We start from the raw sequence: 18,575 nt of genomic DNA, 5'->3' as shown, positions 1-18,575 counted from the left end.
TTATCAGTAATCACTGTTTCTGGTCACTAATTATTTTTGATTATGTGAGGCGACTCGAAATATCTGCAAGTTAATTCCAAATTCGCAAGAGATATTTTGTAAAAACATAGACTTATAAACAAACACAGCTGCCGAAGCAGGAGTCTAAAGATCACGGGGGCTGGCAGCAATTAATCGAAAGACTGACGACCAATAAAAGAATGAGACAAAGTTGTCCCATCAACACTGTCTAACTCTCCCCCCAACGGTACGCCATGAGCAATACGCGACACTTTTACCTGGTAACGTTTTGCCATATCAGAGATATAATAGGCGGTTGCTTCGCCCTCAACCGTCGGATTAGTGGCGAGGATCAGTTCCGATATAGGTTCGTTTTGCAGCCGATTCTCCAATTTATCCAAGTTTAACTCACTTGGTCCGATCCCATCTAAGGGAGATAAATGGCCCATCAATACAAAATAGCTACCATAAAACTGCGCCGTTTGTTCTATCGCGGCAACGTCTGCCGGGGTTTCAACCACACAGATCTGCCCCTTGTTCATCCGCTTTGTCGACTGGCATATCGGACATAAATCATCCTCAGCAAAATTACGACAACATTCACAATGCCCAACGACTTCCATGGCTTGATTAATACTGGCGGCTAATTGCAAACCATCTTGGCGTTTGCGCTCTAGCAAATGAAAAGCCATCCGCTGAGCACTGCGTGGGCCCACGCCAGGTAAGACTTGTAATGATTTGATTAGATGATCGATACTCGGACTATATTTCATTGGCATTCCGCTAAACTGGTTTTTGCGAGGCTAATGTAACAGTGTGTTTGGCAAAATTCACCTAGCTCAACAATTTTATTATTATCCGCGATAACAACAAGCGAGCCAAGATTACTGCTGAGACAATGAATTTGAGTTATCATGATCCACAAATAACGCTTTGCCTAAACGCATATTTTCACTGCAAGGACGACTGTGAATAACTTTTTTAGAACTGTATTGATCATCAACTTAGTTAGCTTTGTCATTATTACCAGCCTAGGCTTTGTTTGTCTGCCGGTCTTATTTGAACAACAACGTAACGCTAGCGTCAATGAAGTGAAAACGGCCTTAAGTTTATTTGAAATCAGTGCCAGAAAAGCGGTAAATAGTCAAAATAAAGCCCAGCTGGAAGCGTTAGCTCAACAACTGTTGCTTTCACCTAGTATCAACTACGTGAAAGTGACAGATGAGAGCAGCCAGCAGCTAATGGTGGAGGCCGGAAAACCCTTGCAACAGGGCCGTGAAAATTATCTGAAGGCCCATAAATTAGCCCAAAAATTTAATAATCAGCAGATCCCAGCCAAGCAGATCAACCCTTTAGCTTGGGTTGAAATTGAATTCAGTAGTCCAACGAGGCTAGTCGATTGGTTGAAATCCAATCAACAACCATTAGCTCGTCCAATTATTCTGCTCGCCTTTCTACAATTAATACTTAGTTTAATCGCAGCACGAATACTCAGGCCCAAAGTTACTTCCCAAGCAAAGCCCTTAACCACATCAAATGCAACAAAAGCACCGCAACAGACAAATCAGCAATCAGCGGCTTCCGTAGAACAACAATATCAAGAACTTAAGCAACAACTCAGTAAAGCTAATAGTGAACAACTGCAAAATCAGCAAAAGCTCAAACAATTAGTTGCACTATCAAGTCGAGCCAATAGTCTAAAAAAAGCCCTCTTAGAACAGCTGAATCAAGCTTACTATGTGGTCGACGAACATAATCATGTGATCGAAGCGAGCCCATCCGCTTTAAGCTATTTGGGGATCGCTGCAGAGCAACTAACGCGCACTAATTTAAACGAGCACTTTCAGCCTAAAGCCCAACAAGATACAGAAAATTCAGCTGATTTTATCGAGCTCTTAGTCTCCTACCCAGAACAATTTTGTTTGTTAGTCCGTGGTAAACATTCCGATCAACAATTCTATGCGACTCACATCACGCTGAACTTTCATGACGATGCCTTGTATTTAGTTCGTTTAGTGCCAATACCAACAATAACGAAAGCCAAACCAAGCCAAACAAGCTTGGCTAGTAGCGTCCAGCAGTTACAGTTAGCTGAGCTTTATTCACCACTAAAAGCCGCATGTTTCAGCACCTTGCACCAGTTAAATAACACCTTACTGGCGGATCACCTCAACAAAGGTCTAGCGCTCGATAGCAGCTTGCGCTTATCGAGCTTGCTACGCTGTTTACCTTGGGTACAAAACAAAGCAGTAACACTCAATACCGATGCCTATTCTGTGATTCACCTATTTGAACAGCGCCTCAGCACATTTGCCCCTCTGTTAGCCTGTAAAAATATTGACTGGGGCTTAGTTATTAACCCTGAAATGAAGCCCTACTACCAGTTAAACCTTGCGCTCACTCAGGCAATATTTGACCTACAGCTGTATTTAATTTCCTTATATCCAGAGGGAACTCAGGTACTATTTCAATTCGATTTACAACAACAGCAAATACAGTTGAATATTGATGTTGAACAAGCCAACCACTTACAGCCAATACAACAATCCCTGTTAGCTTGTAGTTCAGTCTTGTTGGAACAGATTGGTGGCGAGCAACAGCAACACCAAGACTCTTTGTGTTTAACGATGTCTCTAGAGAGTACCGCTAAAACATCAATGCTCGAGCAGGTAAAAACTCAAGCAAAACAAATCCAAGTACTTATCGATATAGAACCCGGTTTTGCCCAGCAGTGTCTTAATCTACAGCTACAATTATTTGGTTTACAACTACTCACCCAAGAGCAACTCGAGCAAATCGATACCACACAAACATTATGGTATGTCAGTGAGCGAGCGGAGCTGCCTGAATTTATAACTAAATTAGCTGCGACATCGTTAAAACACTTCATCTATGTCGACACCCCGCCGCCATTGGCACAACTAGAATCGGAACACCGTTACTGTTTACGGCCACGACTGAGTAGTTTTCTTTATGAACAACTCATAACTAGCAATCCTGAAAGCGAACAACAGCAACAACGTGAAGTAAAAGCCTCATCTTTGGCCGCTATCGCAGCAGAAGGGCTGGCCCAATCGAATGAAAAAGCACGGTTGGTTTTCTCACTAGGAACCGAGTCGCAAGCGCCAGACTATATAGCCGTTCTCAATGAAAGCTATGGTTTAAAAGCTGAATATTGCACCATTAACCAAGCTCAGCAACGGCTGGCTAATCTGGCCTCTATCGAAAGTGTAATCATCAATGCCAGCCAAGTGCACTCTCCTCAACTCGCACAATTAGCCTTAAAACATAAACTGCAAAATTTGATTATTCTTCAGGATTCGTCTTTCCAAGAGCTGCCGAAATACCTTGCAAAACTAAGCTATCAACAGATTGAATTACCCGTTACTGCTGAGCAGCTATACACTGTGATTAGTCAGCAACAACTTAAATCATCGCTCTTCGAACAGTTATTTCAAGATGAACAACTACTCGATACTCTGAACCAAACCGAGCAGCAATATAGCCAGATAATTAATCAACTCTGTACATCAACAGAACAAGCCCCCCCAGAAGAGATAGAGAACCAAGTCACTGCTAGCACACCAGCGAGTTACCTAAAGGCCTTATACCCCATCTTTAGCAGCGAAGCTCGGCAACGGCTATCGCAGATCAATCGGCAATTGCAAGCACAACAATGGCCTGAAGTGCAAAAACAAGTTCAAGAAATTATCCTCAGTGCTCAAAAATTTGATGATGTAAAACTAAGCACATTGTTAGGCGAAATGCTTCAGGCAAGTTTAAACAAAGACAGCCACGCCCTAGAGCTTTGCCAAGCAAATTTGAGTGAATATTTGTAAAAGCGCGGTTTAGCTTAACGCTATCAGTCTACCGCTGCCAACTGCGCAAAGCCACGGCGGCTTTAAGGTGATGCATACAAGCGGGAGCTAAATCGATATGCTGTTATGACCAACTTCAGCTGGTCATAACAGCGCACAACACCAGTATAATTTGGCGTCGAAGGAGAAGAGAAAGTTAATCGACAATCAAGTCATATTCTTTACGCAAAATATCAATCACCTCTTGTTTAGGATTATCGCCTATCACAATCTCACTTCCGGTAATTTTTTCAGCAATACCAATATAAGTACTAGAGATCTTCATTAATACCTCTACAGGCAAACTATTATCTCGCGCTAAGGCTTCACGTTCATCCATGCGATTTTTATTTAACAAAATGTCGGGGTCGGGGAAATAATTTAACAGCGTTTGACGGAAGTCTTCTTTCGAATTTTCTACAACCTTTCCTTGGCGATATTCTGGGCCATCCCAGATCCGCGATGAATCTGGCGTCCCAACCTCATCCATATAGATCAACTTATCGTTTCCATCAGCATCCGTCACATAACCAAACTCAAACTTGGTATCAACAAACACTTGATCAACCTCGCTTAATGCTTGACTAATCAGCTGAAACCCTTGTTTTAATAAGTTTTCATAAACACTAATGTCATCGGCCGATTGAAACTTAAAGGCGCTAAAATTATCTGCAATATTTTGCCGTGTTACATTCACATCATCCGCTTCAGGCACCCCAAGGATCCCTTTAAGAATGCCTTTAGTCGAAGGGGTAATCAGCAATTCTGGCAACTTCTGATCGCGTTTTAAGCCTTCGGGTAATTTGATACCACAGAAGTTTCGTTCACCTTTTTCGTAGGCTCGCCACATTGACCCGGTAATGTATTGGCGACAGATCGCTTCGATCATCACTGGACGTGCTTTTTGCACTATCCAAACAAAGGGATGCGGAATATCCAAAATATGACTATCGGCCAATCCCTGTTGTTTAAATAACTTAAACCAATAATTAGAAATAGCGTTTAAAGCAGCCCCTTTGCCAGGTACGCCCTTGAGGCCCTCTTCGCCATGCCATATGCAGTCGAAAGCAGAAATGCGATCACTGATCACCATAATCGCTAATGGAGTGTCAGGCGCAACATCATAGCCCTTCTCTAAAATTAACCGTTTGCTATCGGCGTCAGTCAACCAATAAACCGAGCGAACTTTACCGCTGTGAACGGGGCTATCGGTGCGTATGGGAAGATCGTTATTCACTGCTAATACTTTATCAGCGAGGCTCATGGTAAACAGTCCTATTTAGAAAGTGAAAACGCGACGCTAACCGTAATTAGGATGAGCGTTTTACAGGGAACGATTATTTGCGCAAAGATTTTACCAGAAAGTGTGGCAACTACTAGAGCCTGTTAAACTTTGATCCGTGTTTTTGCGGCGAGCTGTTGTATATTTAGACAAGGCAGGCTCGTTGACGTGTGCCAACCAAAATAAATCACCAGCAACGCCGAATAAATCAGCACTAACTGGCTCGCCTCTCCTCCCCGACGAAGGATCTGTCAACATCAGTGAGCATTAAGCCAAAGCACAAAGTTTGACGTGAACACAACCAGCATCGCCCATTGGTTCATGGCTTCAGCAATAAATGATAAACACCAGTTCCGCCAGTCATTCGTCATAAATATGAGAATATCGACAAATCAATCCTCAGTAACAACACATTTAAATATTAAGACAAGCACAACAAAACTTTGTATTCTAATAGCCTGTATAAATGGAATTGTTACACGCTAAATGACTACTCACTTCCAGCTTTTTGCTTTAAATGAAGATGCCGACGAGCAACAAATTAAAACGCGATATAAGCAATTGGCGATGCGTTGCCACCCCGATAAAGGTGGTTCGGCGGCGCTAATGGTGATGATCCAAAATAGTTATCACAAATTGATCTTAGGTGAAGGGGCTCTGCAATTAAGCCTAGCGGTCAATCAACAAGATAAACAACTGATCCAGAGTTTAAAAAAAACGATTCATCAACAGCAGTTTGCGATTCAAAAGCTCAGTATTGCCATCGCTAAACGGCAACAAGAAAAAGAAAACAAGGCTTTAAAAAGAGTCACCATGCCACTATTAGCAGCATTATTAATTCTGATGAATGTTGCTTTGGCGTGGGCTTGGTACACCAGTCAAGCAGCTGATGTTCCCCAAACGCCCCCCTCCTTGGCAGATATCTCCCCAAGCAAGCAAGCAATGCCACCCCTAGCACAGACCGACAATGCCTTGGACAACTCTTACAAGCTATGGGAGCTGAAGCAGAAACTGCGCCTTAGCTCAGCCCGCCAACAATATTTACAAACAGATTTTGAACAGAGCAAACAGCTTATCAGCCAATTATTAACCGCCGACCAACTTGGTCGTTTAACTCAGGAACAACGCCAGTTTTTAACCCAGCATCAAATACAGTCAATGGCAAGCCTCTACGAGGGAACGATAAACATGGATAACGTACTACTAGAAGACCTATTTATAGTAGAAGATCCATTTATGGACATTGATATGCAGATAGATATCAACCACTAGGAATTACGATTTAACAGCGAACATAGCTCTTGTTTAGCTTGTTCATTTTGCTCTCTGATTGAAGCAATTTGTTTGATTAACTGCGATCTTAGTTCTGCATCAGGTAATCTATCACACAGCGATTGAAGTTGTTCGAGCGGAGATAGTAACTGATCAAACTCTCGATGGATCTGTTGCATAATTGGCTCTCTCTCAATAGACCTTAGAATAATAACTCTAAGAATTATTAAATTGAACAAACAAATACTCAAAACACTATTTAAATCTCATAATACCCATAAATACAATTTCTTAGTCAATGACATACTCGCATCCCAAGTTAGACTTCATCTCGACAACCAGACATTAGCTATGGCGTAAAACTCTCATTGTAAAACATACCAAATCACCTTTACTGCGAACTTGGGAGGAATCCCTACTTATTAGCCGGCAGACTATTTGCAATGCCTGAACAAAAATAGCCTTGCCAACATGACTCCTTTATCACTCATTTTATTCCAAATATCTCGGTGAACCTAGTTGATACAAGGATTTCATCGTTTTTTCACCGAGGAAACATCCAAGTAATAACGGTACGGTAGAAAACTCGTTTCTTATTCTTTCAAGGAAAAGTTACAATATGTGTGCTTAACTGATTAAACGATATGCATCGCGACAACCGCGCGTTGCCCCTGACCCAAAACATAAAGCTCAACAGGCACCAAATAAGCCAAGCCCCATTTAGGTGAACTATGCGACTACCCTTATTCCCTTTAGCTCTTTTTATGCTGCCCGGCGGACGAAGTAAACTGCGGATTTTTGAACCTCGTTATCTCCGCTTAGTCGCCTTAGCAAGTGAAAATCAACAGGGATTTGTATTATGCCAACCAACTCACAACAACACCGATAATGACATCGGTGTACTCTGTCTTATCGAAGATTTTGAACAGTTAAAAGATGGGATGTTAGGCATTTCCATTCAGGCTATCGAACGTGTTTCTATCACCGATATCAGCCAAGCTGACGATAACCTTCTTAGTGGACTCATTCTAAAAATCCCCGAGTGGGAAGACAGCTCGGAGGCAATAAACAATCAACAAATGACAAGCAAACTCAAAGAAGTGCTTGAACGTCATCCAATCTACAAACAACATCCAGATTATCTCGACTATGAAGATCCACGCTGGGTGGTATTACGCTGGCTAGAACTATTACCATTTTCAACCACCGCAAAGAACCAAATTTTAAAAGAAAATAGCTTTCCTACTCTGAGTAATTTAGTTTTACACTTACTTCCAGAAATTGACATCGACGAAGATTAGCTTAGTTTCAGTTCTACATCATCGACCTACAGTCACAAAAAAAGGTCATCACGCTCAAGAAATAGTCAATCGTGTCATTTTGATTATAATTTGCGAACTTTTACACAGCCTTAAATGGCAAATTGCTTTATTATAATTCAGTCATGGATGATGACAGGCGTGTTTGCGGAAGTCTGTTATCAGGGCAAAAGTCCTGATTTGCTTACACCCTATTACCCTTGGAATGATTAATATCTAGATGTTAGAAAGTAGACCGTCTGCGAAGTTTACTTTCCTAAAGGTGATTCATGAGATATAAAGCAAAAATTTGCGCAGCAATTACCCAAGCTCTACCATTACTCCAAAGTGCCACTGCCGATGAAGCCGTATTATGGAATATCGAGCAAGAACGCGACATTTTGTGTATGGAGTTTACATCAAGCTTGAGTTTTGAAAGCTTGGAGCTCGGATTTAAACAGGCAGCCGAACAGTTTGGTATTAACCACCAAATTAGTATCTTAAAACTGCGCGGCTAGTCCAAAGCAAAGGGGAGTTCTTACTCCCCTTTGTCTATCGTTTTATTTGGTCGCCTTAAGCCCGAAAGCTCGCCTTGTACTCTCACTCATAAATTAAATTTCTCGGTGAATCAGCTGAATAACGTCGCGAATATCCACTAAAAATAAATAACTCTCCGACAGTTCGATTGATACCAATCTAACTCATTATCGGTTCATTCTTGCGGATCTAAATCAGCGCTAACTGCGTAATGTATCTTGTAATTAGAGCCACCAGTTACTGCGTTGCATGCCTTGTTATCGACAGATTTATTCTGCGCAATAAATTAATCATATACATATAAGTAATCAGATTGGTATTAACCTCATCGCTAATAAAAAAAGCAGCGTATACGCTGCTTTTTTAAACCAACAAAGTCTTATTGCAGCCAAGGCGGTAGGCAAACCCCTAAACCACCCAAACCACAATAGCCATTAGGGTTCTTGTGCAAATACTGCTGATGTTCTGACTCAGCATAATAAAATTTATCAAACTCAACAATTTCAGTACTAATTGCCTTCGCCAAGCCCTCGCTGTTCAATGCCTGCTGGTAGCTTCGTTGCGCTTGCTCCGCAAGTGCTGCCTGTTCGCGACTCAAAGTAAAAATCATCGAACGATATTGGCTGCCAACATCACCACCTTGGCGCATTCCCTGAGTGGGATCATGCTGCTCAAAAAAACAAGTTAACAGCGCTTGATAAGTAATCACCGTTGGGTCATAAATGACTCGCACGGCTTCAGCATGCGCAGTTAACCCAGTACAGACTTCGTCATAGCTAGGATTAGGCGTGTAGCCCCCCGCGTAACCAACCGCTGTGGACACCACCCCCTGCTGTTGCCAAAACAAACGCTCGGCGCCCCAAAAACAACCCAAAGCAAAATAGGCTTCGCTCAAGCCATTAGAAACGCCAGCAAGGTAATCACTCCCGTTTACTGCATGAATGCCATCTAAGCAAATCGCCTCCTCTCGGCCTTTTAAGGCATCCGCTTGGCTAACTATTTGGTTCTTGCCCATCGACAGAATTCCTTCAAATCATTGAGAGTTGTAAGCTGACAAAAAGCATTACTCACCGGTTTTAGCCCAAGTATCCCGCAAACCCACGGTGCGATTAAACACTAAATGCTCGCGACTGGAATCAACATTATCAGCACAAAAATAACCTTGACGTTCAAATTGGTAGGCTTGTTCGGCAACCGCATCAATTAAACTCGGTTCTACAAAAGCCTTTTTAACGACCAAGGACTCAGGATTTAGTACTTTGGTGAAATCCTCTTCCGCAGCAGGATTTGGCACCGTGAATAAACGATCATAAAGACGGATCTCAGCCGGTTTAGCATGTTTTGCAGAAACCCAATGGATCACCCCTTTAGGCTTGCGTCCATCAGCCGGATTTTTACCTAACGTCGTGTCATCGTAACTACAATAAACCGTGGTCACTTTGCCGTCTGCGTCTTTGTCACAACGCTCTGCTTTGATCATATAAGCGTTACGTAAGCGAACTTCTTTACCCAAGACTAAACGTTTAAATTTCTTATTGGCTTCTTCGCGGAAATCTTCCGCTTCAATATATAGTTCTCGACTAAATGGAACGACTCGCTCTCCCCGATCTTCGCTTGGATGAATTGGTGCAAGCAAATTCTCAGTTTGATTTTCTGGGTAATTTTCAATCACCACTTTAATCGGATCCAATACTGCCATCGCTCGAGGTGCATTGGTATTGAGGTCTTCACGAATACAAGCTTCCAACATTGGCATCTCAACCATGTTTTCCATCTTAGTGACACCAATCCGTTTACAGAACTCGACAATAGAAGCTGAGGTATAACCACGGCGACGTAAGCCAGCAATAGTTAACATACGAGGGTCATTCCAACCATTTACATGATGGTCTGTCACCAAGGTATTTAGCTTGCGCTTAGACATCACGGTATATTCGAGATTTAAACGTGAAAATTCATACTGATGTGGAATGCTATCAATCGTAATATTCTCTAATACCCAATCGTATAAACGACGATTGTCTTGAAATTCTAAGGTACATAGCGAATGAGTGATGCCTTCGATAGCATCAGAAATACAATGCGTAAAATCGTACATCGGGTAGATGCACCATTTATCTGCCGTTTGATGGTGGTGAGCAAAACGAATTCGATAAATGATCGGATCTCGCATACACATGAACGATGAACTCATATCGATCTTGGCTCGCAATGAACACTCGCCTTCTTTAAATCCACCAGCGCGCATTTTTTCGAACAGACTTAAATTTTCTTCAACCGAAGTATCACGATATGGGCTGTTCTTCCCTGGCTTGTTCAAGGTGCCACGATATTCCCGAGCTTCATCTCCGTTTAAGAAACAAACATAAGCCAAGCCTTTTTCAATCAGCTCTAGCGCATAGCCATACAACTGGTCAAAGTAATTTGATGAATAACGAACCTCGCCATCCCAGTCGAATCCTAGCCACTTAACGTCTTGCTGGATCGAGTTAACGTAATCGATATCTTCTTTTTCTGGGTTCGTGTCGTCAAAACGTAGATTACACGCGCCATGGTAATCCTGAGCAATTCCAAAATTTAAACAGATCGACTTCGCATGGCCGATGTGTAAATAGCCATTTGGCTCTGGAGGAAAACGCGTATGAACGCTAGTGTGTTTTCCTGACTTAAGATCTTCATCAATAATATGACGAATGAAATTGCTAGGGCGATTTTCCGCCTCACTCATACCAGCCTACCTATAAAAACAGTTCATACAAAATAATTCCGTATAATCCCTGATTCTTTAACTTAGTACAAGCGACCATCAACTAAGCGTTGAAAAGATCATCGCAAAGCGCGAATAAAAGCGACGATTTACCGCTATGTGTCTGTTTTGAGTGTTTTGACTCCGCAGAGCCCCCTGCATAAACACATCCCTTATGATGTGCTCGACCACACATAGACAAAAAGCCCAACAAAGGGCTTTCAATCGATAGTAAGACCCGCTATCTCAATAGGCTTTATAAAAGCGGCCTCTTATTTAGCCAAAACTTCTCCTAGTTTTTGTTGCTCAGCCAAACATAAACGCATGAAATCAGCAGTTAGTTGTTGCTCTATTTCCATTGCCTTTTCGGTCGGACAAAACACTGTAAACTCTATTTTCATATAACCAAGTTCAGTGGTGCCAACTTCCAATTGCGGTTTCGGCCCAACGATTGCGCCCCCCATTTTTCGCTCGATAGACTGGTTGTAACGAGCTGCGACGTCTTCAAAGTCATTACAGTAGCTTTCAGCATTTTCAGCCAATTGAGCAACAAAACTAAAAGGGTTAATCATGGTATCTCGCACCAGCACAAAATGATGCACCGCATAACGCTTCATAAAGTTTAAGTTTTTGATTGTGCTGGTAATTAATTTATTATTGGGAATAAACAGGGTTTTACCTGTGTATTGATAAGTATTGATATTAATTTCCAATACTGTGGTTTTTATCCAATCCAATTGGGAAACCTCCCCTACAGTGTTATCAACTTGGATCCACTCCCCCGCCCGAAAGGGACGAGTTGACATCAGATAGAAAAAACCAATGATGCATTGAATAAACTCTTTGGTTGCTAGCACTATCGCAACTGCAAATGCCGCTAAAGAAAATGCAAATTTTTGCAATTCGCCAGCCCATAAATTGAATAGCAATAAGACTAATATGAAAATAAGAAAATTTTTAACGTTACTAATCAGGTCTCGATGGTCCTTACCATTATTTTTTTGCTGTTTATCTATCAATTTAACAGCAACAAATTTGACCAGGAAGGTAAAAAGAATCACCCCAACGGTTAGCACTAGTTTATTTTGGACAAATTGACTTAAATAGTTCATAACACAATACTGACTCATTCACGCAGTAAAAATTAATTCACAACTCTAGCATCTTATTTAAACTAGACACAATTGATTACAAGTTAACTTTGATTTATAGATGCTGCTAGATACAGGCAAAGGCCGTCCCGACGCGGCTACAAATTTTTCACAAGGATAGTCCGTGACCATTGACAGTTTAGCAAGCTTACTGAAGACACCTATATTCCACATTCAAGACAAAGCAATTAGTGCTGGTGACTTGCTCATCATTCCTTGTTTGTTATTCGTTGGGTATTTATCCCTTAGAACCATTGTAAAGCTACTCACAAATCGCATGACTCGGCAAAAAGTCGCCCCTGATTTAATTCATTTAGTCACGCGCATCACCTATGTACTCGGTATATTAGTCATGGGGATCACCACTCTAGATTTGATCAATGTCCCGATTACTGCTTTTGCCTTTCTCTCTGGTGCGGTTGCAATTGGCGTCGGTTTTGGTGCTCAGAATATCATCAATAACTTTATAAGCGGTTGGATATTAATGTGGGAGAGACCGATTAAAATTGGTGATTTTTTGGAAGTCGATAATGTAAAAGGGAATGTAGAGGCCATCAATACCCGCTCCACTCGGATCCGACGCACTGATGGCGTCCACTTGCTCATTCCGAATAGTAAATTACTTGAAAATACCGTGGTTAATTGGACTCTCATTGACAACAAAACTCGCACTTCAATTAGCATTGGCGTAGCCTATCGCTCTCCTTGCCGAAAAGTCGCTCAACTGATAGAACAAGCAGTAAAAGAACAAACTTCAGTGCTGACGACCCCCGCACCAACGGTGATATTTAATGATTTTGGTGACAATGCTTTAGCGTTTATCGTGTACTTCTGGATGGACGCCAACATGGAAGGGCAACTTAGACAGGTAAGCAGTGAAATCCGCTTTCGGATCGATGAACTATTTGCAGAACAAAATATTGTAATTGCTTTCCCACAGCGAGACATCCACATCGATGGCGAGCTAACATTAAATCGTAAAAAAAGTATCGATAATCATGTCATATAAAAGCGGAGTTACCTGATTAAAGCAGGTTCTTAAGCTTCTTTATGCAGGCATAGTAAATTGCAGTAAATGGACAATGCCAATTCCGAATTGAAATATAACATTGCCTCAACTGGCAATTCACTTTGATAGACGTCTGGATGATATCCTAAACATCTAATCAAAATTAGCGAACAAAGAATGATGAGTGCTCTCAAACCTACTAAGAAGAGCACCCATTTTATTCTATTCGTTTTATTCCCATCATTTATTATAAGGTGAAATGAGCCAATGCCTCTTTCATCGCAATACTTTGACCGCTTAACTCTTCGGCTGCTGCGGCTCCTTCAACCGAAGCTGCTGCATTTTGATCAACAACATCTCCAACCGATGCAATTGATTGGGTTACTTCATCAACCGCAAGTGCTTGTTCATTGCTGGCCGCAGCAATGCCCGCCACCAAATCAGTGGTCTCGTTAATACCGCTAAACACAGCGAGCAGTGCTTTCTCTGTTTTTTCTGCAATCACAACACCGTTGAGTGTTTTAGTTGATGACAACTGTATCAATTTAGCGGTTTCTGATGCCGCTTGGGTACTTCTCGAAGCTAACCCCCTCACTTCATCGGCAACAACTGCGAACCCTCGACCTTGCTCTCCTGCTCGTGCCGCTTCTATCGCTGCATTTAAAGCGAGTAGATTTGTTTGCTCTGCGATGCCATCAATAGTTTGAATAAACACGGCGATACTTTCACCCGCTTCCTTAATCTCACTCATCGCTTCAACCATCTCTTTCATATGATTCTGCCCATCAGATACCGCTTGCTGAGCCGTCTCAGCTAATTTTCGAGCATCATTGGCGCCATTTGCGTTTAAGCCTGTTTGTGTTGACAACTGCTCTAATGCTACAGAAATGGTTTGTAAGCTATCTTTTTGTATTGTAGCCCCCTGTGCAAGTGACTGGCTTACACTTGAGACCTCTGCACTGCCAGCTGCAATTTGATCTCCCGAGCTTTGGATCTCACTTAAGATATCATTTAAGTTCTGTACCATTTCTTGCAAAGCAAGGCCTAATACATCTTTATCAGACGCTAACACAATCTTAGAAGAGAGGTCCCCATCAGCTATTTTCTGAGCAAGAACTGCTTTATCTTGCAAACTTTTAACCATGATACGTACACCAGCATACAAGCTAGTATCGAGTTCATTATGACTGGGTAAATCAACCGCTAAATCCCCCTCGGCAACACGCCTAACAATATTTGTGACCAATAACGGATCACCGCCTAAACTATTCATTGTCGAACGAGTAATAAAGAAGGCAATAGCAATACCAAAGATTAAAGCAACAGCCACAATGCTCTCGATAATAACGACTGCACTATGATTACTTTCTTGCAATTGAGGACCAAGGATGTCTTGATCTTTCTTAATCGACAGTTTTAGATCTTCTGTCATTTTTGCAACCGATGGACCAATTCGATTTAGTGTGCCATTAATAATTACATTACGATCAGCTATTGCCTGAACAACCTCATCAAACACTGTCTCATATTCGCTGATACTTTTTTGTGCATCCTTGAGCAATTCCGCCTGTACTTGACCCTGCAAAGAATCAGCCAACTTATTGATTTCCATATCTATATCAGAAAACTCTTTATGTATTCGATCAACATCAGATTGCTCATTAGAAATCAAAAATTTTACAACATATAATCGAGCCAATAATAAACTGCGAGTCGCTAATGCAGTTTTATGTGCAACATGCATATCTTCTTCAGCTGCTGCTGACATTAGTATTTTAGTCAGTGTTTTTTCAATTGAAGGACCATTGATATCTAAAACATTTTTGACCAGTGCATTTCTTTGTTCCTTAAGAACAACAACCTGTGAAAAACCTGCTTTATATTCATTAAGCAAACCATCAATATCCTTAATAACCCCAATACGTTTAGAGTCAGAAATAATTCCTTTTGCCTCATTCATATAGTTTTGAGTTTTCTGCCAATACGATTCAAACTCATCTTTATCTTTTTGGGCCGAGGTCGTAATAAAATCTTTCACATTCATTCGCACCATCAGCATATTAGCCTGAATACGGCTGACAGCATTAGTGGCTCGAGCCAAAGATCGGTAATCTTCAAATCCCGATGACGCATTTATTAGGGCAAAATAAGCACTGCTTCCCACGACACAGAGAAGAATAAGCACCACCGAAAAACCTAAATATAATTTTTTAGAAAATCCAAACACGATATAACTCCACTTTTATTGACATATAGAGTAATAAACTCTCATCCCTTTTAATAATCATTTGGTCATTAAATAAAAATTCACACCGTAATTAACAATAAGTAGCATTTCCCCCAGCAGCACATGAATGGCAGGACAAAAGCATGAGTGCTTATTCATCGAACGGCACAACTCTATAGTCATCCGTTATTCAAAGATGCGCGGTTAACTCACTGATTTTGAGAGTAAAAAATGAGTAATGTTTAAGCGAAATTTGAGCGAAAATATTCACAATTTCACTCTGACATTAAGAGCGAGCAAACATACTCATACAAAATACAGTGGTTAATACCAGAGCGATGACACGAGTACATTTTTAAAAAATATAAACATATTGACTCCATTTAAAGCGGTGCGGATATAAAACCAATGCTTCACCTGTTTAATTATTGAACTATTCGTATTCAAATAATATTCAAGCGCTTGTCTTAGTAGGTGTAAAACCTAAAGCGTAGTTTGCATAATCAACTCTTGCCAAAAAAAATGTATCTTCATTGTCAAACGAATTAATAACTGGAAAAAATGACTGGATAAGCAAAACAATTGATATAAGTTCACTTATGACGAACGAGAAGAAGAAACTGAAATTTGAAGATATCCAAACTTTATTGAATGATAGCCAACAATAAATACTCCTTAACTATTTATCAGGCTTTTCTACTGCCATGTAAACGCTCCAGTCTCCTTCTGAAAGAAAGACAAGCAATAGACTTCGCTAAACCCAAGCATCGTGCTTAGCAGCATCATAATTTTCGTCGGAGTCGCAAGCAGCGCATCCTCTTACAAACGAGATTGCGACTGTGAAATGATATCTTTTTAAGAGGTAACAACCAGTCCAGCGCCAACAACAACTCGTTAGCATACGTATTTCCAGTCAAGCAATGGCTGCGCAATTAATGAGTTATTTCAAATAAAAAAGCGGCTCAATTAAGCCGCTTTTTTCAAATTTAAGTGAGAGTGACTACTGAAGCCCCGCAAACACCACTACAACCTTATCATTACCCTTGCTGCGGCTAAATGCATAGGGTTTATCACTTATCTTATGGTGTTCTCCTGCACCAATGGCTACGTGACGTTTCCTGAATTGCCCCAGCGTTTGCCAGTGTTTCAGTAACGCTTGTCGATCCGCTTCTTTAGTAATTTGCTGCCAGTTCATAAATGAGCGCGTAGGCGCATCAAAGGCATCGGATTGAGTCCCTCGTGGGCGGGCACTCTCATCTCCATAGTAAAGCTGTATACCACCGGGCATCATCATCAAGGCCGTTCCGGCCCCAGCCTGTAGCGTTAAATCTTCATAATTGGAATAGAACAACTTGGTATCATGTGAACTGATATAGGTGAGCAAGTTATAGTCAGGGTCTCGATTAATCTCTTTCGCGTAACTAGCATAGATACCTTCGTTTTGGGGAAGACATTGCGCCCCTTTCAGCGCCGCTTTACCACCGCCATATTCGAAGTTAATTAAACTATCCATGCCATTATCAAAATAAAAATCTTTATAGGCTCCATGATGCCAAACTTCACCGACCATCCAAAAGGGTTTGTCGTCTAATTTTTTATCCGGGTGTTTGGCTTTCCAATCAGCCAAAGCTTCAACTCCAGCTTGCTTGAGTTTACCCCAAACCTCAGGCTCAACATGCTTCACTGTATCCGCTCTAAAGCCATCAACACCATAGTCACGAACCCAATTGGTATGCCATTCAATCAAGTAGTCCGACACCGTATAACCTTCACGTTCGACGGCTTTGGTATCTTTTTTATGTTTAAGAAATGGTGGCAAACTCACCGACTTGGTTCCTTCGGTGATTAAATCCGGCAGCCCTGACAAGTTCATCATGATATCATCCCCCCCTGGCGCCGTATAACCCGCCATACCGCTACGAACCCAATCCGGGCCCCACCATTTATCGACCCATTCACTAGAGCTCCAACGAATAAAATTAGTGTAGCGATACCAATTTTGGCCCTTGCTCAAATCTGGCTGCCAATCGGTCCATTGCTTAGGTACTGGCGCATGGGGCGCTAAGGCATCAATGCCCATAGTTTGCATATCATCCAGCGTTGGGTAGCCAACATGATTCATGACGACATCAACCAGCACGCGAATACCTCGTTTATGAGCTTCATCAACGAAACGTCCAAAATCTTGTTCGCTGCCGAGGTTCGGATCTATCTTGGTAAAATCTAAGGCCCAATAACCATGGTAGCCATAAAATGGAAAACGACCGTGATCGCCTCCACCAATAAAGCCATGAATTTGCTCAACAATGGGAGTGACCCAAATTGCGTTCATGCCAAGATCTTTGATGTAATCCAGTTTGGCAGTGATGCCGCTAAAGTCTCCACCTTGAAAAGTACCGGCTTCTTGCTTGCCGTCTGCTTTACGATGAAAAGGAAAGTCGTTACTCGTATCCCCATTATTGAAACGATCGGTCATAATGAAATAAACGCTAGCATTGTCCCAAGAAAACTCACTGGCTTTGCCATCAGCAGCTTCTAATAACAGCAGTCCCCCGCTGGCGGGGTCGGGCTGCATACTCACTTGACCATTCGTCACCGTCTGAGTTTGGCCCGAATAAAAATCTTTCACCAATTGACCGTTATTAAAAGTAGAACTTACATCAACCGTAATTGGCTGCCCGTCCCACTGAATGCAGTCAACTGCAGGGGGGCTACGTTTAAAACTTGAGGCCTTGGCCTTACGTGCCACTTGTAGCGTTGGTTTATCGCTTTGTGAGTTATCTAAAATCAGTTCATAATTTCCCGCGAAGCGAATATTCAACTCAAAATAACGGTCATTAGCGCATGCGTTCAGCGCTAGAGGCTTAGAAAAAGCAAACTTGCTACCATCTTCTGGCCCAAAACGAAGTCCACAACTTTGCCCTTGGTCTGAAACTTGAATTTTGTAAATGCCTTTTTCAAACGGTAGCGTGATCTTATAGCGACTTTTACCTGAAAACTTTAAACGTTGTGCGGCATTCACACCACTGTCAGCGTAATTCAAGTAAAGGGGACTTTTAATCATTGCCGCTGATACGTTCGCCGAACCTGCGGACATGACTAAGGCAGCGCTGATTAGACCTAATTTAAAACCTTTCATCCAAACTCCTTGGCGTTTTAGCACTAAAAACAAGCTGCAAAGGCCTATTTTCCGTCA

General features: G+C 41.7%; 13 protein-coding genes and 1 pseudogene. 6 read left to right on the top strand and 8 right to left on the bottom strand.

The genetic code is table 11. The features are described 5' to 3' along the window. Window positions 1–170: 170 nt before the first annotated feature. Window positions 171–773 (bottom strand): recombination mediator RecR, encoded by a 603-nt coding sequence (recR, locus tag ACRRS1_RS09865; protein WP_432453351.1) that lies wholly within the window; start codon window positions 771–773, stop codon window positions 171–173. A 195-nt stretch (window positions 774–968) separates the two neighbouring features. On the opposite strand from recR, the gene ACRRS1_RS09860 reads away from it, so the two are divergent. Further along, on the top strand, window positions 969–3,839 hold the full coding sequence (locus ACRRS1_RS09860) for a hypothetical protein (RefSeq protein ID WP_432467893.1): 2,871 nt from the start codon (window positions 969–971) through the stop codon (window positions 3,837–3,839). Window positions 3,840–4,014: 175 nt separating this feature from the next. Here ACRRS1_RS09860 and ACRRS1_RS09855 read toward each other — a convergent pair whose 3' ends face one another. Continuing rightward, window positions 4,015–5,121, bottom strand: coding sequence for a phosphoribosylaminoimidazolesuccinocarboxamide synthase (locus ACRRS1_RS09855; protein ID WP_432467894.1), 1,107 nt, complete (start codon window positions 5,119–5,121; stop codon window positions 4,015–4,017). Between the two features lie 504 nt (window positions 5,122–5,625). Between ACRRS1_RS09855 and ACRRS1_RS09850 the strand changes: the two genes are divergently transcribed. Next, a complete protein-coding gene (locus ACRRS1_RS09850) occupies window positions 5,626–6,411 on the top strand; it encodes a J domain-containing protein (RefSeq protein ID WP_432459265.1) in 786 nt (261 codons plus the stop codon). Here the strand turns inward: ACRRS1_RS09850 and ACRRS1_RS09845 are convergent. Further along, window positions 6,408–6,590, bottom strand: coding sequence for a hypothetical protein (locus tag ACRRS1_RS09845; protein ID WP_432453355.1), 183 nt, complete (start codon window positions 6,588–6,590; stop codon window positions 6,408–6,410). The two genes, ACRRS1_RS09850 and ACRRS1_RS09845, sit on opposite strands and share 4 nt — an antisense overlap. Window positions 6,591–7,142: 552 nt before the next feature. Between ACRRS1_RS09845 and ACRRS1_RS09840 the strand changes: the two genes are divergently transcribed. Together ACRRS1_RS09840 and ACRRS1_RS09835 are read left to right on the top strand one after the other, a co-directional pair. Beyond that, window positions 7,143–7,712, top strand: coding sequence for an LON peptidase substrate-binding domain-containing protein (locus tag ACRRS1_RS09840; RefSeq protein WP_432459264.1), 570 nt, complete (start codon window positions 7,143–7,145; stop codon window positions 7,710–7,712). 287 nt (window positions 7,713–7,999) lie between these two features. Then, complete coding sequence (locus ACRRS1_RS09835; RefSeq protein WP_432453357.1) at window positions 8,000–8,227, top strand: hypothetical protein; 228 nt, start codon at window positions 8,000–8,002, stop codon at window positions 8,225–8,227. 398 nt (window positions 8,228–8,625) lie between these two features. Here the strand turns inward: ACRRS1_RS09835 and msrA are convergent, their stop codons facing one another. From msrA to ACRRS1_RS09820, 3 genes are all read right to left on the bottom strand, one after another. Beyond that, on the bottom strand, window positions 8,626–9,261 hold the full coding sequence (gene msrA / locus ACRRS1_RS09830; protein ID WP_432459263.1) for a peptide-methionine (S)-S-oxide reductase MsrA: 636 nt from the start codon (window positions 9,259–9,261) through the stop codon (window positions 8,626–8,628). 48 nt (window positions 9,262–9,309) lie between these two features. Continuing rightward, a complete protein-coding gene (glnS, locus tag ACRRS1_RS09825) occupies window positions 9,310–10,974 on the bottom strand; it encodes a glutamine--tRNA ligase (RefSeq protein ID WP_432453359.1) in 1,665 nt (554 codons plus the stop codon). Window positions 10,975–11,264: 290 nt separating this feature from the next. Continuing rightward, the gene (locus ACRRS1_RS09820; protein WP_432453360.1) at window positions 11,265–12,104 is read right to left on the bottom strand and encodes a mechanosensitive ion channel family protein; all 840 of its coding nucleotides are present in this window, start codon (window positions 12,102–12,104) and stop codon (window positions 11,265–11,267) included. Window positions 12,105–12,267: 163 nt separating this feature from the next. On the opposite strand from ACRRS1_RS09820, the gene ACRRS1_RS09815 reads away from it, so the two are divergent. Next, the gene (locus ACRRS1_RS09815; RefSeq protein WP_432467895.1) at window positions 12,268–13,152 is read left to right on the top strand and encodes a mechanosensitive ion channel family protein; all 885 of its coding nucleotides are present in this window, start codon (window positions 12,268–12,270) and stop codon (window positions 13,150–13,152) included. A gap of 25 nt (window positions 13,153–13,177) precedes the next feature. Then, window positions 13,178–13,309 (top strand): annotated as a pseudogene (locus ACRRS1_RS09810) (IS256 family transposase); the annotation flags it as partial. 90 nt (window positions 13,310–13,399) lie between these two features. Here ACRRS1_RS09810 and ACRRS1_RS09805 read toward each other — a convergent pair. Together ACRRS1_RS09805 and ACRRS1_RS09800 are read right to left on the bottom strand one after the other, a co-directional pair. After that, on the bottom strand, window positions 13,400–15,379 hold the full coding sequence (locus tag ACRRS1_RS09805; protein ID WP_432467896.1) for a methyl-accepting chemotaxis protein: 1,980 nt from the start codon (window positions 15,377–15,379) through the stop codon (window positions 13,400–13,402). Between the two features lie 1,000 nt (window positions 15,380–16,379). Beyond that, window positions 16,380–18,518, bottom strand: coding sequence for an alpha-amylase (locus tag ACRRS1_RS09800; RefSeq protein WP_432467897.1), 2,139 nt, complete (start codon window positions 18,516–18,518; stop codon window positions 16,380–16,382). Window positions 18,519–18,575: the final 57 nt, after the last annotated feature.

The sequence above is a fragment of the Agarivorans sp. Z349TD_8 genome, from assembly GCF_050870825.2.
In the GTDB taxonomy this organism is placed as follows: Bacteria; Pseudomonadota; Gammaproteobacteria; order Enterobacterales; family Celerinatantimonadaceae; genus Agarivorans.
This window is presented reverse-complemented; position numbering and strand designations above follow the sequence as displayed.

Excerpts from the sequence above, each read along its gene's own strand:
- recR (WP_432453351.1), bottom strand. The coding sequence starts at position 773 with ATGAAATATAGTCCGAGTATCGATCATCTAATCAAATCATTACAAGTC.
- ACRRS1_RS09855 (WP_432467894.1), bottom strand. The coding sequence starts at position 5,121 with ATGAGCCTCGCTGATAAAGTATTAGCAGTGAATAACGATCTTCCCATA.
- ACRRS1_RS09850 (WP_432459265.1), top strand. The coding sequence starts at position 5,626 with ATGACTACTCACTTCCAGCTTTTTGCTTTAAATGAAGATGCCGACGAG.
- ACRRS1_RS09845 (WP_432453355.1), bottom strand. The coding sequence starts at position 6,590 with ATGCAACAGATCCATCGAGAGTTTGATCAGTTACTATCTCCGCTCGAA.
- ACRRS1_RS09840 (WP_432459264.1), top strand. The coding sequence starts at position 7,143 with ATGCGACTACCCTTATTCCCTTTAGCTCTTTTTATGCTGCCCGGCGGA.
- ACRRS1_RS09835 (WP_432453357.1), top strand. The coding sequence starts at position 8,000 with ATGAGATATAAAGCAAAAATTTGCGCAGCAATTACCCAAGCTCTACCA.
- msrA (WP_432459263.1), bottom strand. The coding sequence starts at position 9,261 with ATGGGCAAGAACCAAATAGTTAGCCAAGCGGATGCCTTAAAAGGCCGA.
- glnS (WP_432453359.1), bottom strand. The coding sequence starts at position 10,974 with ATGAGTGAGGCGGAAAATCGCCCTAGCAATTTCATTCGTCATATTATT.
- ACRRS1_RS09820 (WP_432453360.1), bottom strand. The coding sequence starts at position 12,104 with ATGAACTATTTAAGTCAATTTGTCCAAAATAAACTAGTGCTAACCGTT.
- ACRRS1_RS09800 (WP_432467897.1), bottom strand. The coding sequence starts at position 18,518 with ATGAAAGGTTTTAAATTAGGTCTAATCAGCGCTGCCTTAGTCATGTCC.